Below are 25,124 nucleotides of genomic sequence, written 5' to 3' on the forward strand. Positions count from 1 at the left end.
GCCGCCGTGATCGGCGGGAGGAGAGAACATGAATACGCCCCATCCATCGCGCTTTACCCTGAATACGCTGTTCCTCGCCACGCTGGCTTGCTATGCGCCGCTGGCGCTCGCTAATCCCAATGGCGCATCGGTGGTGTCTGGTTCTGCGAGCTTCCAGCAGCAGGGCAATAGCCTGGTGGTGACCAATACGCCTGGTGCCATCATCAATTGGGCAGGTTTCTCCATCGGCCGGGATGAGCTGACCCGCTTTGTGCAACAGAACGCCAATAGCGCGGTGTTGAACCGCGTTACTGGACAGGATCCATCGCAGATTCTGGGACAACTGCAATCGAATGGCCGGGTATTCCTGATCAATCCGAACGGTATTGTCTTCGGCCAGGGCGCGCGGGTTGATACCGCGGGCCTGGTGGCGTCGACGCTCAATATCAGTGATGCCGACTTCAAGGCCGGTAAGCTGAAATTTACAGGGGCCGGTAATGGCTCCATTCAGAATGCTGCCCATATCACGACGCCTGGTGGCGGCTTTGTCTATCTGATCGCGCCCAGCGTAGAGAACAGTGGCGTCATTGTGTCGCCCAAGGGAGAGATCCTGCTGGCTGGCGGCCAGAGCGTGGAGCTGGTGGATGGTGTGGACACCAGCCTGCGGGTCAAACTGGATGTGCCGGCTGGCCAGGTGCTCAATGTCGGGCAACTGATCGCCGAGCAAGGGCGGATCGGTGTATTCGCCGCGGCGATCCGGCAGCAAGGATTGGTCAGCGCCAACCGGGTGGAGCAGGGTGAAGGGGGCCGCATCGTTTTCAAGGCCAGCGGTGGCGATGTGGTGCTGGCGGCGGGGAGCGTCACCGAGGCCCAGGGTGGTCAGATACTGGCGGACGCCGGTCGTGGCGATATGTTGCTGAACGGCAGGGTGGACGTATCCAATAGCCAGGGCAAAGGTGGCGAAGCACAATTGCTCGGCGGTCGTGTCGGCCTGTTCGGATCAGCCAGGGTCGATGCCAGCGGCCGCGACGGCGGCGGCACGGTGCTGGTGGGCGGTGATTACCAGGGCAAGAACGCCGCGATCCACAACGCCAGCCAGACCGTACTGGCAGGTGATGCCTCGATCGACGCCAGTGCCACCGGCAGCGGTAACGGTGGTCGGGTGATAGTCTGGTCCGATGGTCATACGGTTGCACAAGGCAATATCGCGGCCCGCGGTGGAATTGCCGGAGGCGACGGTGGATTCGTCGAAGTCTCCGGCAAAGACATACTCGATTTCTACAGCAAGGTTGATACGACCGCTGCGATGGGCAAGCTGGGTACCTTGCTGCTTGATCCAACCGATCTGGACGTCATCGATTGCGGTTCCAGTTGCGGTTTCAGCCTGCCCATCATCGCCTTTGGCGATATACCCGGCAGCGGTTCCTCCACCATCCTGGGTGCGACGATCAGTAGCGCGACGACCAATGTCAGTCTGCAAGCCACTAACAGCATCAATTTCTACGATCCGGTTTCCATTGCCACGGCAGGCAAGTCGCTGACTGCCGAGGCCGGTAATGCGATCAATGTCTACAACACGATCTACGCGCCATCGGCGGTGACGCTGAAGGCCCCGTCGATTTACGTCAGCTCTAATGTCGATGCGGGTAGCAAGGTTCATATGCTCGCTGATGGTCTGACCATCAGCGGGGGCTGCGGCGCCCTGGTCAATGCACCGACGGTAACCATCGAGCCCTACAGCGCGGGTTTCGGCCTTGAGATCGGTGGCTGTGGCGCCGGGTCCATGCTGACGATCAGCACCGGCACGTTGGGAGGCATCGATGGCAACGCTACACTGAATCTTCTGGGCTCGACCATTAACCTCAATACCACGCTGAACCGTGTTGGCGATACGGTTTTGGTTGCCAATAGCAGCTTCAACAGCACCGTCGCCAATATGAGCATCGGTGGCCGCTATCTGGTCTATACGAGCGACCCCACCACCAGCAACAGGAATGGCGCAGGTAGCTATAGCAAGCACTACGGCGTTTCCTATAGCGGTACCACGCCCAGCTACGCCACCAGCGGCAACTGGTTCCTCTACAGCATCACGCCCACGCTGACGGTCACGCCCGATGGTGGCACCGTGTCCTATGGCAGTGCCTTACCGACCGGCTACACGGTGGGTACGGCGGGTCTGATCGATAGCGACACGCCGACAACCATTGGTCTGAACGGTACGCCCACATTCCTGGTCCCCGGCGCGGTAACCACGGGCTCAGGCAATACGGCAGCGGGTACGTACGGCATCACCTACGGTAGTGGACTGCTGTCGAGCCTGGGCTACCAGTTTGTTTCCGGTACCGGCTCCGTGGTGGTGACGCCCGTACAACTGAACCTGAGCGGCTCGATTGGCAGCAAGGTCTACGACGGCACGGTACTGGCCAAATTGAGCGGCACCACCAGCCTGACTGGCTTGCTGGCTGGCGACGTGGTGAGCCTGGCGGGGTCGGGTAGTTTCCTGGACAAGAATGTCGGCAACGCCAAGCCCGTCAATGTGACTGGTGCTACCCTGCAAGGCGCGGATGCAGGCAATTACGTGCTGGCTAGTGCCAGTGGAACGCTGGTAGGCGATATCACGCCGGCGATGTTGACGCTCAGTGGCATCCTGGCGGCCAACAAGGTCTATGACGGTAATACCTCGGCGACGCTCAGCAGCTACGGCACCCTGGGCGGCCTGATTGCCGGGGACGACGTGCAGGTAAGCGGCGGTAGCGGTGTCTTTGTGGACAAGAATGTCGGCACGGGCAAAGCCGTGACGGTGACCGGCATACAGCTGGCGGGCCTGGATGCGGGCAACTACACGCTGGCCTCCCATGCGGGTACCGGCCAGGCCGATATCACCCGTGCGGCGCTGGTCAGCTGGACGGGCGCCGCGTCCGGCAACTGGAGCGACCCGGCCAACTGGGCCAATGGGGCCGTACCGGATTTTGCCAACGTGGCCAGTGTCAGTCTGCCGGCTGGTACCAGCGTGGTGTTTGATGCGGCGGCGGGTACGGTGCAACTGGATGCATTGAATTCCGCAGGGCGCATCGTCATGTCGGGCGGTCAGCTGGATGTGACCGGTGCATTGACCGGTGCGCAATGGCAGCAATCGGGCGGCACCGTACAGGTCGGCAGCATGACGATCTCGCAACTCTTCTCGCAAACCGGGGGCAGCATCGCCCAACTGGGCAGCGGTACCCTGTCCTTGACCCAAGCCAGCGGTGATCTGGTACTGGGCGATATCCGGGCTACCAATGGCAGCTTTACCGCAGCCGGCAACATCAGCCAGACCAGCAGCTTGAAGATCAGTGGCCAGACCCGTCTGAACGGTGGGGCCATCACGCTGACGCAGGCGGGGAATGACTTGGGAACCGTCACGGGCACCGCATCCGGTGCCGTGCAGCTGCAGGATGACGTCGGCGATCTCACGCTGGCCCAACTGACCAGCCAGGGCAGTGTGCGTGTGATCGCGGCAGGCAACCTGCTCGGTTCCGGCTCTGGTCCGAACCTGCAGGCAACGACCGGGGATCTCCAGGCCGGCGGCGCGATAACGGGTCTGAATCTGGCCGTGGACCAGCTCAGCGTGAAGGCGGCCGGCAATGTCGCCGTGAGCAACCAGAAGGCCACCCAGTTGTTGCTCGCTACGGTGGGTGGCGATTTGCGTCTCGAGACCTTTGGTGGATTGTCGACCTCCGGTCCCGTCGTGGCGACGGGCGCTGTCGACCTGATTACCCATAGTCCGCTGCTGATCGGCAGCGGGGGGGTGACCGCCGCCAGTATCACGCTGTTGTCCGTCGCCAGTGCGTCGGGCAACGACAATGTCACCATCAACGGCAACCTCGCCGCGACCTCTGGCGCCTGTGATGTGCAGGCCGGCGGCAGCATCCTGCAGAACGCCAATATCACGACCCAGGGTGGCGCCATACGCATGGCTGCGCTGGGTGGCGACCTGATCATGGCGCCGGGGGCGAGTTCCTTCTCCAACGGCGGGGCCATCGCCTACAGTGCCTTGGGCAATATGAGTCTGGCGCTGCTGGATGCCGGCAGCGGCGCCATCTCCTTGCGCAGCAACCAGGGCAGTATCGTACCGACCACCGCTGGCGTGCTGAACGTGCGCAGCGGCGGGCTGGACGCGTCAGCCGGCGGTAGCATCGTGTTGCAGGCCGATGTGCCGCAGGACAGGCTACTGCTGCAAAGCGGTGCTGGTCTCGCCATCATCCGCGGCCCGGACGGTACCCTGCTGGTCGGCAGCACGGTGGGGGGCTTGAATAACTCACCAGACTCCGGCGGTGTCGTGATCAATGCGGTCAACAACCTGACTGATATCAACAGCACCGACAGTACCAATCCCGCCAATCAATCGGATATCAAGAAGAGCCTGGGCAAAGCGGGTAACGACGACAGCAAGGCCAAGCAGGAAAAAGACGATGCCAAGACCAAAAAACTCATCAAGTGCTAAGTCGCTGTCCGGCATCCTGGCCAGTCTGGTCATGATGCTCGGGGCGCCGATGGCGTATGCAGCGAACGCGGGTACCGTCACCCAGCTTGCCGGCGTCATGACAGCAGAGAAGGCCAATGGAGCGCTCAAGATCCTGGATGTGCAGTCTTCGGTGGAAAGTGGCGACCTGCTGGCCACCAATAACAATACCTACGCGCGCATCAAGTTTAGCGACGGTGGTGAGCTGACGCTACGCCCCAATACCCAGCTCAGGATTGACGACTATCGTTTTGATCAGGCCAAGCCGCAGGAAGACAATGCCTTCTTCCGGTTGATCAAGGGCGGCCTGCGCGCCGTAACCGGCCTGGTTGGCAAGCGTAACAATCTGGATGCCTACCGTATGGCGACACCGACCGCGACCATCGGTATCCGTGGTACGCACTACGGTGCCTTGTTCTGCCAGTCCGATTGCGGTGGCATTCCGACACCCAGCGGTTCGACGCCAGCCAATGGCCTGCACGTCGATGTCACGCAGGGGGCCATCATCATCAGCAACCCCGGTGGTTCGCAATTGTTCAATGCCGGCCAGTTCGGTTTCGTGGCAGCACCCAACACACCACCGGTCATCATGCCGCAAAGCCCGAGCACCTCATTCACGCCACCGCCGTTTTTCCAGCCTGCAGGCAGTACGCCCAGCGATCCATCTGGCCGGAAGACCTTCGAGTGCGTCGTGGACTAGATCAGCGTTGGCAGGCCGTCGCTAAAGATCACCAGTTCACCGGCCTCCATCTTGGTCCATTGCTCGTTATCGGTCAGTGGCTCGGTGGCGATCAGCGCCACCCTGTCCTGCGGGGTGGTGAGCGCGTCGAAATCCACGCTGACATCCTGGTCGATCAGGTGCGCCTGCCCAAAAGGGGCCTGGCGAACGATGTACTGCAGCTTGGTTGCGCAGTGGGCCGCCAACCAGTGACCGTTTGACAGCAGGAAGTTCAGCGAGCCATGGCCGGCGAGCTCCGCGACCAATATCTTGAGCGCGGCTTGCAGTTCGGGTGGGGAGGGCTCTTCCGGGAACTTCAATGCCAGGGATTCCAGCAACCAGCAGAAGGCGTGCTCGCTATCGGTGTCGCCTACCGGGGTGAATCGGTTGCCCTGTAGCGCCGGCAAGGTCTTCAGGTCTCCATTGTGGGCGAACAGCCAGTAGTGTCCCCATAGTTCCCGCATGAAGGGATGGGTATTGGCGAGCGAAATCCGGCCGACCGTCGCCTTGCGGATGTGGGCGATCACATTGGTCGACTTGATCGGGTAGTTGCGGACCAGTTCGGCAATGGGCGAGGTGCTCGAGGATTGCCAGTCGATAAATGCCCGACAACCACGCCCCTCGAAGAAACCGATGCCCCAGCCATCGGCATGGTGGTCCGTTTCGCCACCGCGACGGCGAAAACCCTCAAAAGAGAAGCAGATATCGGTGGGCACATTGCAGTTCATGCCCAAGAGCTGGCACATCGTTTAATCCTGAATCATCCGTAATAACAATGGCTTGTCAGCCGAACGGCATTTTCGAACACCGCGCTGGCGACTATCCTGCAGGTAAGACTGTTGCTCAGGTCGTGCTCGCCGTCAATGCGGGGTTGCCATGAACTTGTCATCCATCGCCAATACACTCAATCGTACCTACGGTTTGTACTCCGACGATCTGTTTTTGCAACGCTATCGTGCGGGGCAGATCGACAATGCCACGGCGGGCAGCAGCGCCATCAGCTCTACCCAGGTCAGGCTATCGGGTTATGGCCGGCTGCAATCGGCACTGTCCGATTTAGGTAATATCGCCAGCCGTTACGACACTCCGAATGAAGTGGCGACCTACAGCGCCAAGTCGGACAAATCCAGTATCACGGCATCGGTCGATCAACCGCAAGGCGCGGTGAAGACACTGGCCGTCCAGGTAACGCAACTGGCGCAATCGCAACGACTACAGAGCCAGGCCTTCGCTGACGCCGATACGACCCAACTGGGTGGCGGCTCGCTGACCTTTCAGTCGGGCAGCATCGGCAGTGGTGGCAGCGTTACCGCCAACGGCCCGTCGAGGACCGTGAATATCAGCGCGAGTGACAGCACCCTCAACGGCATTGCGACGGCGGTGAATCGGGCCAATATCGGCATCAGCGCCAAGGTTGTGCAGGATGGCAGCAATAGTCGGCTGGAGTTCATCGGTAAATCGACCGGAGGTAATCAGGCATTCCGCATACAAGTTGGCGACAACGATGGTGGAAATAGCGACAGCAGCCAGGGCCTCTCCCGGCTGGCCTATGATCCTGCAGCCGGGCAGGGCGTGGGCCAGAATCTGACCAGCTTGCGTAGCGCCCAGGATGCCCAGTTGCAGGTAGATGGTCGGCCGCTATTCAGCGCCAGCAATAGTTTCCGCAATGCGGTGCCGGGCATAGGCCTCAGTGTCAGCGAAACGGGTAGCGCCAATATCACCATCAGCCGGGATTCGACCCAGGCCGGGAAAAGCGCGAAGGCGCTGGCAGATGCCTATAACGCTTTCTTGTCGCAATCGGCCAACGTGCCGGCAGATGGCCTGACCCGCCGGATCGGTAGCTCGGTCGATCAGGCTCTGGATGGTGCCGAGGTGGGTACCGGGCAGAGTCGCCTCACGCTGGCGCAGGCGGGCATCGCGCGTAGCCAGGATGGCAAGCTGGCAGTGAACGAGCAAAAATTCCAGCAAGCGTTTACCAAGGATGCAGAAGGCGTCAGCAAGCTGCTGGCCAGCGTGGCCGACAGGCTGGAAAACGCAGGTAGCAAAGCGCAGTCCGATACCTTGCGTACGACCAGCAATGCCTTGCGTGGTAATGCCGACGGCAGCAACCCGTATTCGCGCCAGGCCAACCAGTTGCAGGAGCGTTTAGGTTTGCAGAACAGCCTGTTGAGTTACTCGCCCACTACCCGCAATCTCTATGGCTTGTCCCAGTACCTATCCATAAGCGGCCTCTAGGCGAAAGGACAAGGATGGCGATGGCAAGCGCAGGCCTGTGATTGAACAAAAACGCCCGGCAAGCCGGGCGTTCTGTTGTCTGGTCGGACAGGCCTTATTCGCCCATGCCTGCCGCGACGGTACTGTAGCCTGCGTCCACGTGCATGATCTCGCCGGTTACCGCAGAGGAGAGGTCGGACAGCAGGAAGGCGGCGACGTTACCCACCTCTTCGATCGTGACATTGCGCTTGAGCGGGGCGGACTCCTCGACATGGTGCAGGATCTTGGAAAAGCCGGCGATACCGGCTGCCGCCAGTGTCTTGATCGGGCCGGCGGAGATACCGTTGACGCGGATACCCTGGCTGCCGAGCGCGGAGGCCATGTAGCGCACGTTGGCTTCCAGGCTGGCCTTGGCCAGGCCCATCACGTTGTAGTTGACCACGGCACGTTCGGCGCCAAGGTAGCTCAGGGTCAAGAGGGCTGCGTCCTGGCTCAGTTGTGGGCGCAGGGCCTTGGCCAGCGCGGCAAAGCTGTAGCTGCTGATATCGTGCGCGATCTGGAAGGCTTCGCGGCTGACCGAATCGAGATAATCCCCGGACAGGGCTTCACGCGGGGCAAAACCGATCGAGTGGACGACACCATCTACCTTGTCCCAGACCTTGCCGAGGTCGGCCGCCATCGTGGCAATCTCTTCATCCGAGCTGACATCGCAGCGCAGCACGATATCGCTGCCGAGTTCATTGGCCATTTCGACCACGCGATCCTTCAGCTTGTCGTTGACGTAGGTGAACGCGAGCGTAGCCCCTTCGCGCTTGCAGGCTTTGGCAATACCGAAGGCGATCGAGCGATTCGACAGCAGGCCGGTGATCAGTATTTTCTTGTCGGCGAGAAAGCCCATCTTGGTCTCTTCCTGTACGTTGGAACGGGCGATTGTAGCTCTCCGGCGGACTTGGGCCAACGCTGCTGAACCGGTCAATCGCTTGGTTTGCAGGCCTGTGCCTGCCCTGTTTGGGTACTGAAGATGGCTTCCGGCTGCTACAAAGAGGAATGTCGGCACGGTTGGTGCCATCAGGGGTTGATCACGGTGTCAGGGGTATCTACTTGGGTGAAGCGATGAGCGTACCGCGCCTGCTAGGGACCATCTGCTTGCTGCCGGTAATGTTGCCGGCCAAGGCGGAAAGCCTGGTGGTCTATTACGAATTCCGCCCGCCCTACACCGAGTTCAAGGATGGCGTCTTGACCGGTCTGCAGGGCAAACCCGCCATGCAGGCACTGCAACAGCTAGGTATTACGCTGGACTTGCGCGATGTGCCTTTCAATCGCCATATGGCCATTATCGAAAAAAATCTGGAATACGCCTGCGCTGTCGGTCGTTTCAAGACCGCTGCCCGCATGAGCAGCGGCAAGTTCAGTCTGCCCTTCTACCGTGACCAACCTTATGCCGCCCTGGTTCGTGGCGACAATCCCAAGCTGCAGGGGGTGCAGGGATTCCAGGCCCTGTTGCAGACGCCGGGGCTGCGTTTTGTGTTCCGGGAGGGATATTCCTATGGCGAGCAGCTCGATGGCTGGATTGCCTCCAGCAAGGCCACCATCGTGCGCTTGCCGGAGAGCAATCTCAATCTTGCCCGCATGATCTATCGCCAGATGGCTGACGTGTCGTTATTCGCCGGGGAGGAGGCCGACGGTCTGTTGGCTGCGCTGCCGGAGGAGCGTGGTGCGCTGGCAGTGCGTCGCTACGCCGATAGTCCGCAGGGGGCACTGCGCTACTTCTACTGCAGCAAGCAGGTGGATGACGCCCTTCTGCATAAACTGGACGCCGTCATCGTCTCGCTCAAGTTGGGCGGCTAGCGGTCCGCAGGCCTTGATCTGGATCAAGGCTGGTAACGATGCGGCCCGGTAAGGTGCCCCGTTTGCCTGACGGGATATGCACCATGGCGATTTCGCTATTTGATGACGGCCACCACCGGTGCCTGATGTTCGCCGATCTGGTCGACGACGATGATGATCACGCGGTCCAGGCCAACCAGTTCCTGATTGTCTCGGGACGCGAAGGCGCCTTGATCGATCCGGCTGGCAACATGACCTACAACGCGCTGATCATGGCCATGGCCCGCTATTTCCCGGCCAGGGAGCTCAAATACATCCTGGCGTCCCACGCCGATCCCGATATTGTCGCCTCGCTCAACAAGTGGCTGGTCAGCACTGAATGCCAACTGGTGGTCTCCAAGCTGTGGGCCCGTTTCGTGCCGCATTTTTGCAATGTGGGCAATGCGGCGGGTCGCATCATCGGCGTACCGGACGAGGGCGGCTGGATCGCCCTGGGGGAGCAGCGGCTGGGCCTGGTACCCGCCCATTTCCTGCACGCCGAGGGTAACTTCCATTTCTTTGATCCCCTGTCCCGCATCCTGTTTTCGGGCGATATGGGCGCCTCCATGGTGGCCTGTGGCCAGGTCGACGAGCCGGTCTCCAGCGTGAATGATTTCACCCAGCATATCTCGGCAATGGAGGGTTTCCATCGACGCTATATGGTGTCCAACAAGGTCTGCCGGCTATGGGCCACCATGATCCGGCCCAAGGTGCAAAGTGGCGAGATCACCATGCTGGTCCCCCAGCATGGCCGCTATTTCGTGGGCAAGACCGTACTGCTGGCCTTCCTCGACTGGATCGAGCAACTGAGCTGCGGGATTGATCGTTTTGATCAGGGACACTACCGCATGCCGGCATGAAAAAAGGCCACCCGTTTGGGTGGCCTTGATGCAATCACTTGCCAGGGTTTAGAACGCGTCGTCCGGCAGGGCAAGGACGCTATCCGCACCGTGCAGGATCACTTCGGCCAGGCTGCTGGTTTGTGGCAGCAGGTAGGCCGCGTAGAAGCGTGCGGTCGTGACCTTGGCTTCGTAGAACGCCGCATCACCTTCACCCGCCGCCAGCTTTTGCTTGGCGATCAAGGCGGCACGACCCAGTTGCCAGCCACCCAGCGTCAGGCCCATCAGTTCCAGGAACGGAACCGAACCCGCGGCAACGGCCTTGGGTTGCGCATCGAACTGTTCGACCACGTAGCTGGTGGTGCTGCGGGCGTGGGACAGCGACTTGTCGAGTGCCGTTGCGATGTCTTCCAGGCCGGCACCGCGCAGCTGGGCTACGACGGCTTCTGCCTCACCCAGCAGGGCCTTGGCGGTCATGCCCTTCTCGGAGGCGGTCTTGCGGCCGATCAAGTCCATGGCCTGGATACCGGTAGTGCCTTCATAGATGGCGCTGATACGGGCATCCCGCAGGTACTGCGCTGCGCCGGTTTCCTCGATGAAGCCCATGCCGCCGTGTACCTGTACACCCAGGCTGGCAATGCGGCTGGCGTTTTCGGTGTTCCAGCCCTTGACGATGGGGGTCAGGTAGCCGACCACGGCGTTCCATTTCTGCTGCTCGGCACTGTCCGGGTGGCGGTTGGCCTTGTCGAGCGCGCCGCAGGCGAAATAGGTCAGGGCACGTTCGGCTTCGGTCAGTGCGCGCATGGTCATCAACATGCGACGGATGTCGGCATGGCGAATGATGGCGGCAGGTGCCGGGTTCTCGGAGCCCAGTTCACGGCTTTGTACGCGATCCTTGGCGTAACCCACGGCCTTCTGATAGGCCGCCTCGGCCAGTGCCATGCCTTCGACGCCTACGCCCAGGCGGGCTGCGTTCATCATGGTGAACATATAGCTCAGGCCACGGTTGGCTTCGCCAACCAGCCAGCCGGTCGCGCCGCCGTTGTCGCCGTAGCTCATCACGCAGGTGGGCGAGCCGTGGATGCCCAGCTTGTGCTCGATCGAGACGCACTTCACATCATTACGGGCACCGAGCGAACCATCGGCATTGACCAGGAACTTCGGCACCACGAACAGCGAGATGCCTTTCACGCCGGCGGGGGCGTCAGGCAGGCGGGCCAGGACGAGATGGACGATGTTCTCGGCCATGTCATGCTCACCGTAGGTGATGAAAATCTTCTGGCCGGAGATCTTGTAGGTACCATCATCGGACGGCACTGCCTTGGAGCGGACCTGAGCCAGATCGGAGCCGGCTTGCGGCTCGGTCAGGTTCATGGTGCCGGTCCAGGTGCCTTCAGCCATCTTGGGCAGGTAGGTGGCTTGCAGGTCCGGCGAGGCATGGTGTTCGATAGCGGCGATCGCGCCGAGCGTCAGCAGCGGACACAGCGAAAAGGCCATGTTCGAGCCTTTCCACATTTCCTCGACCGCGGTCGCAACCAGGTGCGGCATGCCCTGGCCGCCGAATTCGGCGGGAGCGTGCAGGCCAACCCAACCGTTCTCGACGAACTGGCTGTAAGCGTCCTTGAAGCCGGGGGCGGTGGTGACCACGCCGTCATTGAGCTTGTTGCCGTGCTGGTCGCCGATACGATTGAGCGGGGCCAGCACGTTTTCGGCGAGCTTGGCCGCTTCGTCCAGGATGGCGTCGACCAGTTCTGGATTCACATCCTCAAAGCCGGGCAGGGCGGCCACTTCATTGAGGCCAGCCAGCTCGTTCAGCACGAAGCGCATATCGGCGAGGGGGGCTTTGTAGCTCATGAGATTCTCCTATTCGAGCGCTTGCTCGGTAAAAGCTGCTGAAAAAACGGCCACCGTGGTGACCGTTCTAGTGCTTACTTGTTCAGTTCGCTGATCAATTCCGGTACGGCGGTGAACAGATCGGCCACCAGGCCATAGTCCGCCACCTGGAAGATCGGGGCTTCTTCATCCTTGTTGATCGCGACGATCACCTTGGAGTCCTTCATGCCGGCCAGATGCTGGATGGCACCGGAGATGCCCACGGCGATGTAAAGCTGCGGCGCGACGATCTTGCCGGTCTGGCCGACCTGATAGTCATTCGGTGCGTAGCCGGCATCCACCGCCGCGCGGGATGCCCCGATAGCGGCACCCAGCTTATCGGCCAAGGGCTCGAGTACGCCATGGAACTGCTCGCTGGAGGCCAGCGCTCGGCCGCCCGACACGATGATCTTGGCCGCGCCGAGTTCAGGGCGGCTCGACTTGGTCAGCTCCTGTGATACGAAACCGGACTTGCCGACATCGCTGCCGGTGCCGGTGGTTTCAATCGCTGCGGCACCACCTTCGGCAACGGCATCGAAAGCCGTGGTGCGGACGGTCAGGACTTTGATCGCATCGCTGGAGCGCACGGTGGCGATCACGTTGCCGGCGTAGATGGGGCGCACGAAGGTATCGGCGCCTTCGATGCCGATCACGTCGGAAATCTGGGCGACGTCCAGCAAGGCGGCGACGCGGGGCAGCAGGTTCTTGCCATAGGTCGTCGCGGGGGCCAGGACATGGCTGTAGGACTTGGCCAGATCGACGACGACCGGGGTCAGGTTCTCCGCCAGGCCGTGAGCCAGGTGGGCCGCGTCAGCCAGCAATACCTTGGCGACGCCGGCGAGCTTGCTCGCAGCCTGGGCGGCGGCCTGGGCGTTATGGCCGGCGACCAGTACATGCACTTCACCACCGATCTTGCTTGCCGCGGCAACGGTGTTGAGGGTGGCCGACTTGAGGGTGGCGTTGTCGTGTTCTGCAATAACCAGGATCGTCATGATCAGATCACCTTTGCTTCGTTCTTCAGTTTGGCAACCAGTTCGCCAACCGAGCCGACCTTGATGCCGGCCTTGCGGACAGGCGGCTCGGACACCTTGACCAAGGTCAGGCGCGGCGCGGGGTCTACGCCCAGATCCGCCGGGCTGGTCTTGTCCAGCGGCTTCTTCTTGGCGGCCATGATGTTGGGCAGCTTGACGTAGCGCGGCTCGTTGAGGCGCAGGTCGGTGGTGATGATGGCCGGCAGGGACAGCGAAACGGTCTCGAGGCCGCCGTCGATCTCGCGGGTGACCAGCACCTTGTCACCGCTCAGTTCGACCTTGGAGGCGAAGGTGCCTTGCGGGGCGTTCAGCAGGGCTGCCAGCATCTGGCCGGTCTGGTTGGCGTCGTCGTCGATCGCCTGCTTACCCAGGATCAGCAATTGTGGCTGTTCCTTGTCGGCGATCGCCTTCAACAGCTTGGCCACGGCCAGGGGCTGCAGCACGGCATCGGTCTCGACATGGATCGCGCGGTCAGCGCCCATGGCCAGCGCCGTGCGAAGGGTTTCCTCACACTGCTTGGGCCCCAGCGAGACCACGACGATCTCGGCAGCCTTGCCGGCTTCCTTGAGACGAACAGCTTCTTCGACGGCAATCTCGTCAAAGGGATTCATGGACATCTTGACGTTGGCGATATCGACATCGCTGCCGTCAGGTTTGCAACGGACTTTGACGTTGTAATCAACAACGCGCTTCACTGCGACCAGGATCTTCAAAACTGCCTCCGCTGGGGGGTCGGATAGGAATTGGGGTTTCCGTAACAAGTACGGAAAGGGTAGGAAGCATAGCACCGGCCAAGAGCGCCGTCATCGCGACTGTAGTCTGAAACGGGCTTGCTACATGCTTGTTTTGTAGCAAGTTAGCACTGAAGAAGGGATTAAAACAAGCGTTTGATTTGTTGGTGTGAGTACCACGCGACATTGCGTGGGGTTTGCATTGCACCACCGGGCTTTGCCAGAATCGTCCGCTGGCCCCTCATACTGATGGGGCAGTGGGACTGCCGTGGCCCCACCTTTGCTGACCCCTTCCCAGGCTGACCTGATGAAAAACACCGCTACCTTGCTGATTTCCTGTCCTGACCGTAAGGGGCTGGTCGCGGCCATCGCCAATTTTCTCTATACCTACAATGCCAACATCCTGCATGCCGATCAGCACCAGGATGACGACGCCGGTCTGTTCCTGATGCGGATCGAATGGGACCTGGAGGGGTTTGCGCTCGATATGGGTGCCTTTGAGGCGGCATTCGCGCCGATCGCCGAACGGTTTGGCATGGAGTGGAAGCTCAAGCGTTCCGCCCAGAAGCCCAAGCTGGCGATCTTTGTCTCGAAGTACGATCACTGCCTGGTCGACCTGTTGCACCGCTGGCATAGCGGCGAGCTGGCCTGCGATATCCCGCTGATCATTTCCAATCATGAGGACTGCCGGCGCATCGTGGAGTTCTACGGCATCGCCTACCACGTCATTCCCGTCGGCAAGGACAACAAGGACGCGGCCGAGGCCGCACAGCAGGCCTTGCTACGCGAACATGGCATCGATCTGATCATCCTGGCGCGCTACATGCAGGTCCTGTCACATGCCTTCACCGCCCAGTATCCGCAGCGCGTCATCAATATCCATCACAGCTTCCTGCCGGCTTTCGAAGGGGCCAAGCCCTATCACCGGGCGCATGCCCGCGGTGTGAAGCTGATCGGCGCTACCAGCCATTATGTGACCGAGGTGCTGGACGACGGCCCGATCATTGAGCAGGACGTCACCCGCATCTCGCATCGGGAGACCGTGGATGACCTGATCCAGAAGGGCCGGGATCTGGAGCGTATCGTGCTGTCTCGTGCCGTTCGCTGGCATTTGGATCATCGCGTCCTGGTATACGGCCACAAGACGGTGGTATTCGACTGAGCCAGGCCCCCTGACGGCCCGTGAACAGGAACTCTGCGCGGTCTCTCAGGTCTGCGTAAGGCTGGGCTGTGCATCGATTCCGGCCGGAATTGGTAACGAGTGCTTCAGCCGTAAACATCTGTGTACAAACCCCGGTCGCCGTCTATAAAGCGGCGGATAATGAGGGCGTACTACCGAACTGAGGAGCCTTGAAATGAACACACGTAATATTGCGGTGGTCCTGCTCTTGTCGCTGGGCCTGGGCGCATGCGCCAGTCTGCAGGTAACCAATACCAGCCTGCTCGATGGCAGCCGACAGTTTGGCCGTACGGAGTTGAATACCTACCCGGTCCGGGTGCTGGCCATCGACAAGGACTACACCATTGATGTCAATCCGGTGCGGGCCGAGCCGGGCGAACGGGTTCTGCGGGTTAGTGCGGCACCGGTCGCGGGGTTTCATGACCCTGTCGTAAAAGATGTACCGTTTACCGTTGAAGCCTGCAAGCGCTACTATCTGGCCGCCAAGCGTGAAAACCCCCTGCGGCAGGACTTCAGCCTGGTCGTGCAGCAGGTGGAAGACCGAGGCGATTGCCGTAAAGGCTGATCCCCCACACATACCAGGGGCCGCCATCCAGGCGGCTCTGTTTTTTTTGCTTATGCCATCATTTCTGCAGGATGTAACCGATCTCGCCCGCTTCCGGATCAAGCCGCTGGAGCAGTACGCCTATGACTGGTGGCAGCCGGTACTGTGGCTGATGCTGCTGAGTATCGCCCCCATGTTTGCCGGCAATATCCGCGGCATGGGCTTTGGCGAGCATCTGGCCTGGTCGGTGCTCGGTAGCTGGGGTCGCGTGCTGTTTTATGCGATGTTCTTCGGCTGGTGGTTGCGACGCCTGCCGGAAGGCAAGGCGGCCCTTGGCGAGCGCAGTCTCTTCCCCTTGCTGGTACTGCTCAGTAGTAGTGAGCTGCTGGTTCCTGTACTGGCTCTGCTGCCCAAGCTGATCGCCTCACCCCTGATCATTGCGCTGAAGCTCTATCAACTGGTGCTGGGGGTGCGTGCGTTGGCGATCTCTACCGGTATCGGCGTTCGCCACGTGGTGCGCGGCGCGATCGTCTCGCTACCCGTTGCCTTTCTGCTGGCCATGGTGCTGACCCTGATACTCATGCAGTTGGGCTGGCGCCCGGATGCCATGCTGCTGCAGGCTGAGCCTGCCCAATCGCAGGGAAACTGAAATGGCCGGCTTCCGATATCAGGCACTGGATGGTGGCGGACGTAGCAGCGAAGGCGTGATCGAAGCCGATAACGCCCGCCTGGCGCGTGCCAACCTACGTGAGCAGGGCTTATGGGTGGTCGACATGAGCGAGCTGGCGCAGGTCGAACAATCCGGTCGCACTACCCGCAGCGGTGGTGTCTCCAGCGCCGAGCTGGCCCTGATCACCCGCCAGTTCGCTACCTTGCTGGATGCGGGCCTGACCATAGAGCGCGCACTGACCGTGCTGATCGAACAGGCCGAGAGCCTGCGTACCCGGGACGTACTGGCCGGCGTACGCAGTGAAGTGCTGGCCGGTGCGCCGATGAGCGTCGCCCTGAGCCGTCATCCACGGGTGTTTCCGGAGTTGTATCGCACTATCGTCCGTGCGGGTGAGGAGTCCGGCAAGGCCGCGGGTGTCATGCAGCGCTTGGCCGACTATATCGAGGCACGACAGGCGTTGAGTGCCAAGGTCGCCCTGGCCTTTGTCTACCCAGCCGTCGTGCTGTCGGTGTCGCTTCTGGTCATTATCGGGATGCTGTGGTGGGTGGTACCGCAGATGGTGACCGTGTTCCAGAGCGCCAAGCAGACCCTGCCTTTCCTGACCCGCGCCCTGTTGGCGATCTCAGGCGGGATTCGTGAATACGGGCTGGTGGTGCTGATACTCCTAGGCGCCGCTGGTTTTGGTTTTTCCCGCCTGCTCAAGCGTCCCGCTTTCCGCTTGAAGGTTGATGGGTTCTTGCTGCGGCTACCCTTGTTCGGACGGCTGAATCGCGCAGGCAATACCGCGCGCCTTGCCAGCACCTTGTCCATCCTGGTTGGCAGCGGGGTGCCTTTGCTCAAAGCCATGGAGGCTGCGGCAGGTGTGGTCGGCAACTTGGTCTTGCGCGAGGCGGTGATCAGCGCTGCCCGCGATGTCCGGGAGGGCGCCACGCTATCCAAGGCCTTGCAGCGACAGAAGCTGTTCCCCCCGGTGCTGGTGCATCTGATCGCGAGTGGCGAAGCCAGCGGCCGGTTGGAAGTCATGCTCGATAAGGCTGCGCAGCAACAGTCCGGTGAGCTGGAACAGAAGGTCGCCACTTTCACCAGCCTGCTCGGCCCTGTCATGGTGCTGCTGATGGGCGGCGCGGTGTTACTGATCGTGCTGGCAATCCTGTTGCCGGTGTTCGAGATGAACCAACTGGTGAAATGATGTCGCAGGACAATCTCACGACGCTGGCGGATTTGAAGCAAAGTATCGCCCGTTTTGCGGCCGACCGGGATTGGCACCGCTTTCATACCGGCAAGAACCTGGCGATGAGCATTGCGATCGAAGCCGCCGAACTGATGGAGCATTTCCAGTGGGAGCCGGAGGCCGATGGTCAATCCGATCCTGCCGAAGTTGCGGAAGAGCTGGCAGACGTATTGATCTATGCATTGGCATTCGCCAATAGCCAGGGTATCGACGTGGCATCCGCCATCAAGGGCAAGCTGGCAAAGAATGAAACGCGGTTTCCGTCCCAGGGCGGCAAGCCACTGGGTAGTTGAATACACAACCGAAAATATGACATGGAGCGATGTGATGCAGCAGCGTAAGCGCCTTAGCGGTTTTACCCTGATCGAAATCCTGGTGGTGATCGCCATCCTGGCCATCCTGGGTGCGCTTGTCGTACCCAAGATCATGAGCCGTCCCGACGAGGCCCGTGTCGTTGCCGCCAAGCAGGATGTGCAGGCCCTGGTCCAGTCGCTCAAGCTCTACAAGCTGGATAACGGTGTCTATCCCTCGACCGAACAAGGCCTCAAGGCGCTGGTCGAGAAGCCGACTGCCGGCCAGATCCCGAACAACTGGAAGTCCTACCTCGACAAATTGCCGCGCGACCCTTGGGGTCATGACTATGTGTTCCTGAACCCCGGCATCAAGGGTGAGATCGATGTCATGAGCTATGGTGCTGACGGCCAGACCGGCGGTGAAGGTCACGATGCCGATATCGGTTCCTGGATGCTGTAGGCCGGGTGAACAAACTGTCTGTCTTGCCGATGCGGCGTCGAGCCGGCTTCACCTTGATCGAGATACTGGTGGTGATGGTCATCATCAGCATCATCGTGGCCTTGGCTGCCGTGCGATTCGGCCAGAGCGACGTGGACACCCTGCAGCGCGAAAGCGAGCGCCTTTCCCTGTTGCTGGAGGCCGCACGCGATGAGGCGATCGCGAGTGGCAGTACGATGGGTTTCACACCCGAAACCAGTGGCTACCGTTTCTGGATACAGAACACCGAAACCGGCTGGCAACCGGTCGCGGACGGCGAGATGTTGAGATTGCGGGAGCTACCCGCCCCCTTGCTGCTCGAAGACGTCCAGGTCAACCTGCAGGCGCTGGTGGCCGGTAGCCGCATCGTGTTCTCGCCTTCCGGTGTCAATGCGCCGTTCAGCCTGACCTTGCGTGCGGGGCTGGACACCCGGACCTTGCGTGCTGATGCGCTGGGACGGATCACCATCCAGACCCCTCAAGCCCCCGGGGCCGAGGCGGCACGATGAGACAAACCCGCGGCTTTACCCTGATCGAGGTGCTGGTCGCGCTGGCGGTGCTGGGCATCGCACTGGCGGCGGCGGTGCGTGCCACTACCGCCATTGCTGACGGTTCCCTGGCACTGCGACGCCACCTGGCCGGCGGCTGGGTCGCCCAGAACCGGCTAAGCACTTATCTCGCGCGCGGGCAGTTTCCGGATATCGGTAGCAGCGAGGGACGGGAGAGTCAGGCGGGCATCGAGTTTGTCTGGCGCGAGACCGTCTCGGAAACACCCAACAAGTCATTCCGTCGCGTTGAAGTCCGGGTGTCGACCCCGGCCGATACGGGCGACCATGCCGACGCCGTGCTGATAGGGTATATCGCCAATGCACCGCGCTAGTAAACGTGGTTTCACCTTGATCGAGATTTTGGTCGCGCTGGCGGTGTTCAGCGTGCTGGCCGTGATCGCCTATCAGGGGGTGGCGAGGCTGGCCAATGCCAAGCAGGTCATGGATGCAGACAATCGCAAATGGCGCGAACTGACGGTCGCGCTGGCCCGTTTCGATGACGACTTCGCCCAGGTGGCCAATCGTCCGTGGCGCGATGAAGGCGGCACCACCCAGTCCGCGGTCAGGGGAGCTGCGGGCGCGCTGGACGCCAACGGTGCCCAGCTCGAGCTGGTGCGCTATGACGGCGAGCGGCTGACCCATCTTGGCTACCGCTTGCGCGATGGCCATCTCGAACTCCTGCTGTGGAACGCGCTGGATCTCGCGCCGCGCAGCAGCCCCACTGCCTTGGCCATGCTGGACAAGGTCAAGACGTTTTCGCTGCGCTTTCTGGACGGCGCCGGCCAGTGGCAACTCAGTTGGCCGCAAGGGGCGGAAGCCGCCCAATTGCCTCGTGGCGTTGAAGTCACCATCACCCTGGAAAGTGGTGAGACGGTGACGCGATTGTTTGCGCTCCCATGATCATCACCTACCCACGCCAGCAAGGTATCGCCATTGTAACGGCCGTCGTAGTCGCCGCACTTGTCGCTGCACTGGCGGGCTTCATGGCGTTCCGTCATAGCCTCTGGCTAAGGCAAGTCGAGAACCAGCACGACCTGGCCCAGGCTCGTGGCGTTGCCCGTGCCGCGATTGACCTTAGCCGACTTACGTTGCGCGACGATGCCCGGCAGAACAAGGTCGATCATGCACAGGAAGCCTGGGCGATCCCCATCCCCAACCTGCCCGTTGAGCAAGGTAATGCCGGTGGCCGTATCAGCGATGTTCAGGGGCGCTTCAATCTCAACAACCTGATTGCCAGTAATGGCCAGGTCAGCAAGCTCGACACGGAGGCCTTCGAGCGGCTGCTGGGCATGCTGGGCCTGTCTGCAGACCTGATGCCGGCCCTGCTTGACTGGATGGATGCCGATAGCGAATCCCGCTACCCGGGCGGCGGGGAAGATCGCGAATACCTCGCGGATAATCCACCGCGGCGGGTGGCCAACCGCCCCTTGTTCGATATCGACGAACTCCGGCAGGTACATGGCTACACCGATGAGGTGGTCAACAAGTTACTACCCTACGTGTCGGCGCTGCCAACGGCCGGCACGCAGGTCAACGTCAACTTTGCACCGCCCGAGGTGCTATCGGCCATACTGCCCAGCCTTGATTTGTCGAGTGCAAAGGCGATAGTCCGCAAACGCGATGCCAAGCCCTTTACCAAGGATGCAGATTTCAAGGAAGAGCTGTCCGACGCCGTACAGGCCGAAGTTGACCCCACCCGCCTGGGTTATGAGAGCCGCTATTTCCTGGCAGATGTCGATGCCCGCTTTGGGCGTGTCTATGTCGCCTACCGCGCCCTGCTCGAACGTAACCTCGATCAAGTGCCACGCGTGGTGTGGATGCGTCGCCGCTGATCTCTTCTTTTTCCCGACGCTAGGTTTGAACCCGTAACCTGTAACCCGCACCCCCGCAGATTCTATGCATTTGGAATGCAAGAATGCGATTATTTAATTGTGTTATACGTGCAACATATTTTTACGAATATGGGTTATTTGTAACATTCATCTCGTAGTGGGCTTTAGGATTCCACCCCAATACGTACCCCATTTAGGGATGCGTAAGCACGTCTCCGCCGCTGGCGGCATGTGCCATTGAATCGTGACTGCAACCGTGATCCGGTTGTGTGCGCGTAATCCAAGAATTGGGAGAAACTACAAGATGAAGTTGAAGCAACTCAGTCATGCCCTGATGTTGGTGGGCTTTGCCGGCTTGGCCGCCCATACTGTGGCAAACGCGGCAGATGACGTGAAGAAGGTCGAAAAGATCGAAGTCACGGGTTCCAACATCAAGCGCACTGCAACTGAAACGGCATCACCCATTCAGGTGATCCGTGCCGAAGAAATCAAGCGTTCGGGCGCCACGACTGTCGCTGAAATGCTTAAGCTGGTTCCCGCTATCAGCTCCGGCGGTCTGGACGACCTGGGTTCCGGCACCGGCTTCTCGTCGGGCACCTCCACGGTGTCGCTGCGCGGTCTGGGTTCATCCGCTACGCTGGTCCTGCTGAACGGTCGCCGCATGTCGCCGGCCGCTTATGCCGACCCGAACAGCGGCCAGTCGACCCTGTACAATCTGAACAATATCCCTGCTTCCGCCATTGAACGCATCGACGTGTTCAAGGATGGTGCTTCGGCCGTGTACGGTTCCGATGCCATCGCTGGTGTGATCAACTTCATCCTGAAGAAGGACTATCAGGGTTTCGAAGCTTCGGGCAACGCCACCGGCGCGACCCAAGGTGGTTTCCGTACCGATTCGGCTTCCGCCATTGTCGGTGTGGGCGACTTTGCAGCCGATCACTGGAACCTGATTGTGGCGGGTGATTATCGCAATCGCCATGAAACCGATGCCTACAAGACCAATGGTATTCGTCAGGATCTGTACAAGAAGATCAATACTCGCCTGGACACGAACTACACAACCGTGTCCAACCCGGGTAACTACTATCGTGAGACCACGGTTGGCAACGGTGCCTATACCAAGCTCGTCGGCGCTGATGCGAATTGCGCACCTGAGCACATCCTGCCGGCCTCGACGGCTGACAACGGCAAGGCCTGTTACTTTAATACCTGGAACAAGCAGATCCAGCAAAGCGACCAGAAGTCGGGCAACCTGTTTGTCCGTGGTTCGCTGGCACTGACTGAGGACATCACTGCGTTCTCCGAACTGGGCTACAACGAAACCAAGAGCTCCTATCCAGGCAGTTCCCTGGGTCTGAACGGTAACTCGGCAACTACCTGGTTCACCGTAGATGGCGTGCGCAAGGAATTCACCTTCTTGCTGCCGGCCAACCACCCGGATAATCCGTTGTTCCAGGCCAATGCGAACAACAAGGCCAAGGTGGCCGTGCGTTATCGCTTTACTGATGTACCGGTAGAAACCGAAGTCACCACCAAGAACACCCGCGTGTTGCTGGGTCTTGATGGCAGCAACTTCGACTGGGACTGGAAAGCCGGCCTGCTGTACAACAAGGCTGAGCGTGAAACCAATGAAACCGGTCGTATCCTGGCGAAGGAATTGCAGGACGCCATCAACGACCTGTCCTACCGTCCGGGTCGTCAGAACAGTGCTGCCACGATTGCGAAAATCAGCCCGACTCGTGTTGACAGCGGCAAGACCGAAGTCACCATTGGCGATATCAAGGGTTCGAGCGAGTTCGGCCAACTGGCTGGCGGTCGTATTGGTGTAGCCATCGGCGCAGAAGCCCGTCGCGAGAGCATCGAGGTGACGGCTGACTCGCATTTGCAGAATGCCGAGTTCATCGGTCTGGGTTCGTCTTCCGCCAGCGGTAGCCGCAACGTCCAGTCGTTGTACGGTGAAGTCAACCTGCCGGTGCTGAAGTCTCTGACGCTGGAAACCGCCCTGCGCTATGACCACTACAGCGATTTCGGCAACTCCACCACGCCGAAGATCGGCTTCAAGTGGACGCCGGACAGCAAGATCTCGCTGCGTGGTACCTATGCAGAAGGCTTCCGTGCGCCTAGCCTGACCCAGGTATCGAAGTCCAGCGTGCAGTCGTTCAACAGCGGTATCATCGACCCGTTGCGCTGCGGTCCCACGGTGGATGCAGCTACTCGTTCGACCACGACCGAATGCACAACCGGTATCACCTTGTCGTCGCGTATTGCCGCCAATCCGGATCTGCAACCTGAGAAGTCCAAGAGCTACACCTTCGGTTTGGTGTTCTCGCCGACCAACGATTTCAACGGCTCCTTCGATCTGTGGGAAATCCGTCGTCGTAACGAGATTGACCGCCTCAGCTCGCAGTACCTGATCAATCAGGTCTACAAGGAAGGCAACCAGTTCTACGCCAGCCAGATCCAGCGCTCCGAAAACCCGGCTACCTGGGTCAAGGACAAGCAGGGCAATGTGATCCCGAACTCCGGCCTGATCACCAGCACGACCCGTAAGTTCTTCAACCTGGGTGAGTCGCGCGTCAAGGGTATCGACCTTGACCTGCGCCTGAAGAACAATCTGGGTGAGTTCGGTCGTCTGAACACTACCTTCAACGGCACCTACTACCTGAGCTACAAGCAAGCCCAGTTCCAGGGTGATCCGTTCATCGAGTACGTCGGTTCCTACGGTCCGGCTGGCGAGTTGCCGCGCTTCAAGGGCACGATCGCCACGGCGCTGGAAAAGGGTGCCTGGACCGGTACCGCCCGCTTGAACTACACCGGCGGCTGGTTTTACGGTGATAGCGGCGAGTGTGCCCTGAACAACGCAGCCGGCACCTTGCTGGGTGACAATTGGGGTGCTTGCCGCGTGGGTTCCTGGACCACCGTGGACCTGGGTGTGGTGTACAAGGGCGTGAAGAACCTGACCCTGAGCGCCGTGATGCGTAACGTTGCCAACCGCAAGGCACCGTACGATCCGGACAACACCGCGTTGGGTTACAACCCTGGCTTCCACAACCCGTACGGTCGCTACCTGAACGTCGGTGCGAACTACAAGTTCTGGTAAGCGATTGGTCTGATAGGTGGGGTTCACCCCGCCGACATAGGCCGATAAAAAGACCCGCTCTCGAGCGGGTCTTTTTTATATACAGCCACATTGGACTAGATAGGTACAACCGGCTGTCTCTGCTCAGAACGGCAATTTTCCGCTGATCTCCGTAGCCAGCAGCTTGCGGAAGGTCGCCTGGATACGCTTGAGCGCCTTGCTGTCATCACCCTCGAAACGCAGAACCAGAACAGGGGTGGTATTGGACGCGCGCAATAGACCGAAGCCATCCTGATACTCCACCCGCAAACCATCTAGGGTCACCACGTCGGCATCTGGAAAGTGGGCTTCCTTCTGCAGCCTCTCGATCAGGGCATGCGCTGCGCCTTCGGCCATCGGTATCTGGATTTCCGGGGTGCTGACCCCCTGTGGCAGGTTGTTCAGTAACAGGCTGGGCTCATCGATCTGCGACAGAATCTCCAGCAGGCGGGCTCCGGCATAGATGCCATCGTCGAAACCATACCAGCGCTCGGCAAAGAATAGGTGGCCGCTCAGTTCGCCACCAACCAGGGCGCCAGTCTCTTTCATCTTGGCCTTCATATAGCTGTGGCCGGTACGCGCCATCACCGCCCTGCCTTTGTGCTGCTTCACCCAAGGAGCGACCAATCGGCTGGATTTGACGTCGTAGACCACCTTGCCACCAGGCTGTCGGCTCAGTGCATCGGCGGCAAACGCCATCAGCAGACGGTCGGGGTAGATGATATTGCCGTCCTTGGTTACCACGCCCAGGCGATCGCCATCGCCATCAAAGGCCAGACCTAGCTCGGCCTCGGTGACCGCCAGCGCATGCTTCAGATCCACCAGGTTCTCGGCCTTGGCCGGGTCTGGGTGATGATTGGGGAAACTGCCATCAACCTCGCAGAACAGCTCGCGCACCCGGCAACCCAGTCGCCGGTAGAGTAGGGGGGCGATGCTGCCCGAGATGCTGTTACCGGCATCGACGACTACACTCATGCGGCGTTGCAGGTTGAGGTCGCCACAGATCCGCTGGTAGTAATCCTCGCGGACGTCGGTCTCGCCATACTTGCCTATACCGGAGGCGAAGTCGCCCGCTTCGATCCGTTGCCGTAACTGCTGGATTGCATCCCCGGCTAGGGTCTCACCCGCCAGCATGATCTTGATCCCGTTGTATTCGGGTGGGTTGTGGCTGCCGGTGATCATGACGCCGGTGAGCGTTTCAAGATGGTGCGCGGCGAACCAGACCAGTGGCGTGGTGACCATGCCGATATCGATCACCTCGATCCCGGTACTCAGCAATCCCTCGATGACCGCCTGGGCGAGTGCCGGGCTGGAATCCCGCCCATCGCGTCCGAGGACAATTCGTGCTTGCTGGCGCGCAGCGGCTTCGCTGCCTATGGCGATGCCGATGAGCCGGGCACTGTCTGTATCCAGTGTTTTGCTAACGATGCCGCGTATGTCGTAAGCCTTGAATATCAGGGGGGAGATGGACGGCATGGG

The 25,124-nt window shown here is 60.6% G+C and carries 22 protein-coding genes; 16 read left to right on the top strand and 6 right to left on the bottom strand.

Going from position 1 to position 25,124, the window contains the following annotated elements:
- Positions 1 to 28 precede the first annotated feature (28 nt).
- Both ACYVHK_RS05705 and ACYVHK_RS05710 read left to right on the top strand, forming a co-directional pair.
- Positions 29 to 4,462 (top strand): beta strand repeat-containing protein, encoded by a 4,434-nt coding sequence (locus ACYVHK_RS05705; protein ID WP_460528523.1) that lies wholly within the window; start codon positions 29 to 31, stop codon positions 4,460 to 4,462.
- On the top strand, positions 4,431 to 5,180 hold the full coding sequence (locus tag ACYVHK_RS05710; protein WP_460528525.1) for a FecR family protein: 750 nt from the start codon (positions 4,431 to 4,433) through the stop codon (positions 5,178 to 5,180). Before ACYVHK_RS05705 ends, ACYVHK_RS05710 begins: the two co-directional genes overlap by 32 nt.
- Here the strand turns inward: ACYVHK_RS05710 and ACYVHK_RS05715 are convergent.
- A complete protein-coding gene (locus ACYVHK_RS05715) occupies positions 5,177 to 5,944 on the bottom strand; it encodes a class II glutamine amidotransferase (RefSeq protein WP_460528527.1) in 768 nt (255 codons plus the stop codon). The two genes, ACYVHK_RS05710 and ACYVHK_RS05715, sit on opposite strands and share 4 nt — an antisense overlap.
- A gap of 130 nt (positions 5,945 to 6,074) precedes the next feature.
- On the opposite strand from ACYVHK_RS05715, the gene fliD reads away from it, so the two are divergent.
- Positions 6,075 to 7,433 carry a flagellar filament capping protein FliD gene (gene fliD / locus ACYVHK_RS05720; protein WP_460528529.1) on the top strand — a complete coding sequence of 453 codons (1,359 nt, stop codon included), beginning with the start codon at positions 6,075 to 6,077 and terminating at the stop codon, positions 7,431 to 7,433.
- A gap of 94 nt (positions 7,434 to 7,527) precedes the next feature.
- Here fliD and fabI read toward each other — a convergent pair whose 3' ends face one another.
- Complete coding sequence (gene fabI, locus ACYVHK_RS05725; RefSeq protein WP_460528531.1) at positions 7,528 to 8,310, bottom strand: enoyl-ACP reductase FabI; 783 nt, start codon at positions 8,308 to 8,310, stop codon at positions 7,528 to 7,530.
- Between the two features lie 215 nt (positions 8,311 to 8,525).
- Here fabI and ACYVHK_RS05730 point away from each other — a divergent pair, with 215 nt between their 5' ends.
- Together ACYVHK_RS05730 and ACYVHK_RS05735 are read left to right on the top strand one after the other, a co-directional pair.
- Complete coding sequence (locus ACYVHK_RS05730; protein ID WP_460528533.1) at positions 8,526 to 9,260, top strand: hypothetical protein; 735 nt, start codon at positions 8,526 to 8,528, stop codon at positions 9,258 to 9,260.
- A gap of 83 nt (positions 9,261 to 9,343) precedes the next feature.
- Positions 9,344 to 10,138 carry an oxygen-binding di-iron domain-containing protein gene (locus ACYVHK_RS05735; RefSeq protein ID WP_460528535.1) on the top strand — a complete coding sequence of 265 codons (795 nt, stop codon included), beginning with the start codon at positions 9,344 to 9,346 and terminating at the stop codon, positions 10,136 to 10,138.
- A 48-nt stretch (positions 10,139 to 10,186) separates the two neighbouring features.
- Here ACYVHK_RS05735 and ACYVHK_RS05740 read toward each other — a convergent pair whose 3' ends face one another.
- The 3 genes from ACYVHK_RS05740 to ACYVHK_RS05750 form a co-directional block, all read right to left on the bottom strand.
- Positions 10,187 to 11,971 (bottom strand): acyl-CoA dehydrogenase, encoded by a 1,785-nt coding sequence (locus ACYVHK_RS05740; protein ID WP_460528537.1) that lies wholly within the window; start codon positions 11,969 to 11,971, stop codon positions 10,187 to 10,189.
- Between the two features lie 74 nt (positions 11,972 to 12,045).
- Positions 12,046 to 12,981, bottom strand: a complete 936-nt coding sequence (locus tag ACYVHK_RS05745; RefSeq protein WP_460528539.1) for an electron transfer flavoprotein subunit alpha/FixB family protein — start codon at positions 12,979 to 12,981, stop codon at positions 12,046 to 12,048.
- Positions 12,982 to 12,983: 2 nt separating this feature from the next.
- Positions 12,984 to 13,733, bottom strand: a complete 750-nt coding sequence (locus ACYVHK_RS05750; RefSeq protein ID WP_460528541.1) for an electron transfer flavoprotein subunit beta/FixA family protein — start codon at positions 13,731 to 13,733, stop codon at positions 12,984 to 12,986.
- Positions 13,734 to 14,058: 325 nt separating this feature from the next.
- On the opposite strand from ACYVHK_RS05750, the gene purU reads away from it, so the two are divergent.
- The 11 genes from purU to ACYVHK_RS05805 all read left to right on the top strand — a co-directional run bounded on the left by purU (position 14,059) and on the right by ACYVHK_RS05805 (position 23,627).
- Positions 14,059 to 14,913: a formyltetrahydrofolate deformylase gene (purU, locus tag ACYVHK_RS05755; protein WP_460528543.1), complete on the top strand. Its 855-nt coding sequence runs from the start codon at positions 14,059 to 14,061 to the stop codon at positions 14,911 to 14,913.
- A 193-nt stretch (positions 14,914 to 15,106) separates the two neighbouring features.
- On the top strand, positions 15,107 to 15,496 hold the full coding sequence (locus ACYVHK_RS05760) for a hypothetical protein (protein WP_460528545.1): 390 nt from the start codon (positions 15,107 to 15,109) through the stop codon (positions 15,494 to 15,496).
- 52 nt (positions 15,497 to 15,548) lie between these two features.
- Positions 15,549 to 16,124 carry a hypothetical protein gene (locus tag ACYVHK_RS05765; RefSeq protein WP_460528547.1) on the top strand — a complete coding sequence of 192 codons (576 nt, stop codon included), beginning with the start codon at positions 15,549 to 15,551 and terminating at the stop codon, positions 16,122 to 16,124.
- 1 nt (position 16,125) lies between these two features.
- The gene (gene gspF / locus ACYVHK_RS05770; RefSeq protein ID WP_460528549.1) at positions 16,126 to 17,334 is read left to right on the top strand and encodes a type II secretion system F family protein; all 1,209 of its coding nucleotides are present in this window, start codon (positions 16,126 to 16,128) and stop codon (positions 17,332 to 17,334) included.
- Entirely contained in the window at positions 17,334 to 17,669 is a 336-nt protein-coding gene (locus ACYVHK_RS05775; protein WP_460528551.1) for a nucleotide pyrophosphohydrolase, read from the top strand. The genes gspF and ACYVHK_RS05775 overlap by 1 nt, the downstream gene beginning before the upstream one ends.
- 34 nt (positions 17,670 to 17,703) lie before the next feature.
- Positions 17,704 to 18,129 (top strand): type II secretion system protein GspG, encoded by a 426-nt coding sequence (gene gspG, locus ACYVHK_RS05780; protein WP_460528553.1) that lies wholly within the window; start codon positions 17,704 to 17,706, stop codon positions 18,127 to 18,129.
- Between the two features lie 5 nt (positions 18,130 to 18,134).
- On the top strand, positions 18,135 to 18,656 hold the full coding sequence (locus ACYVHK_RS05785; RefSeq protein ID WP_460528555.1) for a GspH/FimT family pseudopilin: 522 nt from the start codon (positions 18,135 to 18,137) through the stop codon (positions 18,654 to 18,656).
- Complete coding sequence (gspI, locus tag ACYVHK_RS05790; protein ID WP_460528557.1) at positions 18,653 to 19,027, top strand: type II secretion system minor pseudopilin GspI; 375 nt, start codon at positions 18,653 to 18,655, stop codon at positions 19,025 to 19,027. The genes ACYVHK_RS05785 and gspI overlap by 4 nt, the downstream gene beginning before the upstream one ends.
- Complete coding sequence (gene gspJ / locus ACYVHK_RS05795; RefSeq protein WP_460528559.1) at positions 19,014 to 19,595, top strand: GspJ family type II secretion system protein; 582 nt, start codon at positions 19,014 to 19,016, stop codon at positions 19,593 to 19,595. Before gspI ends, gspJ begins: the two co-directional genes overlap by 14 nt.
- A complete protein-coding gene (gene gspK / locus ACYVHK_RS05800; RefSeq protein ID WP_460528561.1) occupies positions 19,592 to 20,527 on the top strand; it encodes a type II secretion system minor pseudopilin in 936 nt (311 codons plus the stop codon). The genes gspJ and gspK overlap by 4 nt, the downstream gene beginning before the upstream one ends.
- Positions 20,528 to 20,831: 304 nt before the next feature.
- On the top strand, positions 20,832 to 23,627 hold the full coding sequence (locus tag ACYVHK_RS05805; RefSeq protein WP_460528563.1) for a TonB-dependent receptor plug domain-containing protein: 2,796 nt from the start codon (positions 20,832 to 20,834) through the stop codon (positions 23,625 to 23,627).
- A gap of 123 nt (positions 23,628 to 23,750) precedes the next feature.
- Here ACYVHK_RS05805 and ACYVHK_RS05810 read toward each other — a convergent pair whose 3' ends face one another.
- Complete coding sequence (locus ACYVHK_RS05810; protein WP_460528565.1) at positions 23,751 to 25,121, bottom strand: phosphomannomutase/phosphoglucomutase; 1,371 nt, start codon at positions 25,119 to 25,121, stop codon at positions 23,751 to 23,753.
- Positions 25,122 to 25,124: the final 3 nt, after the last annotated feature.

It is taken from the genome of Chitinimonas naiadis (genome assembly GCF_054780835.1).

What these genes read in the sequence shown, in the direction of transcription:
- ACYVHK_RS05705 (WP_460528523.1), top strand. Translation starts at nt 29, where the DNA reads ATGAATACGCCCCATCCATCGCGCTTTACCCTGAATACGCTGTTCCTC.
- ACYVHK_RS05710 (WP_460528525.1), top strand. Translation starts at nt 4,431, where the DNA reads ATGCCAAGACCAAAAAACTCATCAAGTGCTAAGTCGCTGTCCGGCATC.
- ACYVHK_RS05715 (WP_460528527.1), bottom strand. Translation starts at nt 5,944, where the DNA reads ATGTGCCAGCTCTTGGGCATGAACTGCAATGTGCCCACCGATATCTGC.
- fliD (WP_460528529.1), top strand. Translation starts at nt 6,075, where the DNA reads ATGAACTTGTCATCCATCGCCAATACACTCAATCGTACCTACGGTTTG.
- fabI (WP_460528531.1), bottom strand. Translation starts at nt 8,310, where the DNA reads ATGGGCTTTCTCGCCGACAAGAAAATACTGATCACCGGCCTGCTGTCG.
- ACYVHK_RS05730 (WP_460528533.1), top strand. Translation starts at nt 8,526, where the DNA reads ATGAGCGTACCGCGCCTGCTAGGGACCATCTGCTTGCTGCCGGTAATG.
- ACYVHK_RS05735 (WP_460528535.1), top strand. Translation starts at nt 9,344, where the DNA reads ATGGCGATTTCGCTATTTGATGACGGCCACCACCGGTGCCTGATGTTC.
- ACYVHK_RS05740 (WP_460528537.1), bottom strand. Translation starts at nt 11,971, where the DNA reads ATGAGCTACAAAGCCCCCCTCGCCGATATGCGCTTCGTGCTGAACGAG.
- ACYVHK_RS05745 (WP_460528539.1), bottom strand. Translation starts at nt 12,981, where the DNA reads ATGACGATCCTGGTTATTGCAGAACACGACAACGCCACCCTCAAGTCG.
- purU (WP_460528543.1), top strand. Translation starts at nt 14,059, where the DNA reads ATGAAAAACACCGCTACCTTGCTGATTTCCTGTCCTGACCGTAAGGGG.
- ACYVHK_RS05760 (WP_460528545.1), top strand. Translation starts at nt 15,107, where the DNA reads ATGAACACACGTAATATTGCGGTGGTCCTGCTCTTGTCGCTGGGCCTG.
- ACYVHK_RS05765 (WP_460528547.1), top strand. Translation starts at nt 15,549, where the DNA reads ATGCCATCATTTCTGCAGGATGTAACCGATCTCGCCCGCTTCCGGATC.
- gspF (WP_460528549.1), top strand. Translation starts at nt 16,126, where the DNA reads ATGGCCGGCTTCCGATATCAGGCACTGGATGGTGGCGGACGTAGCAGC.
- ACYVHK_RS05775 (WP_460528551.1), top strand. Translation starts at nt 17,334, where the DNA reads ATGTCGCAGGACAATCTCACGACGCTGGCGGATTTGAAGCAAAGTATC.
- gspG (WP_460528553.1), top strand. Translation starts at nt 17,704, where the DNA reads ATGCAGCAGCGTAAGCGCCTTAGCGGTTTTACCCTGATCGAAATCCTG.
- gspI (WP_460528557.1), top strand. Translation starts at nt 18,653, where the DNA reads ATGAGACAAACCCGCGGCTTTACCCTGATCGAGGTGCTGGTCGCGCTG.
- gspJ (WP_460528559.1), top strand. Translation starts at nt 19,014, where the DNA reads ATGCACCGCGCTAGTAAACGTGGTTTCACCTTGATCGAGATTTTGGTC.
- gspK (WP_460528561.1), top strand. Translation starts at nt 19,592, where the DNA reads ATGATCATCACCTACCCACGCCAGCAAGGTATCGCCATTGTAACGGCC.
- ACYVHK_RS05805 (WP_460528563.1), top strand. Translation starts at nt 20,832, where the DNA reads ATGAAGTTGAAGCAACTCAGTCATGCCCTGATGTTGGTGGGCTTTGCC.
- ACYVHK_RS05810 (WP_460528565.1), bottom strand. Translation starts at nt 25,121, where the DNA reads ATGCCGTCCATCTCCCCCCTGATATTCAAGGCTTACGACATACGCGGC.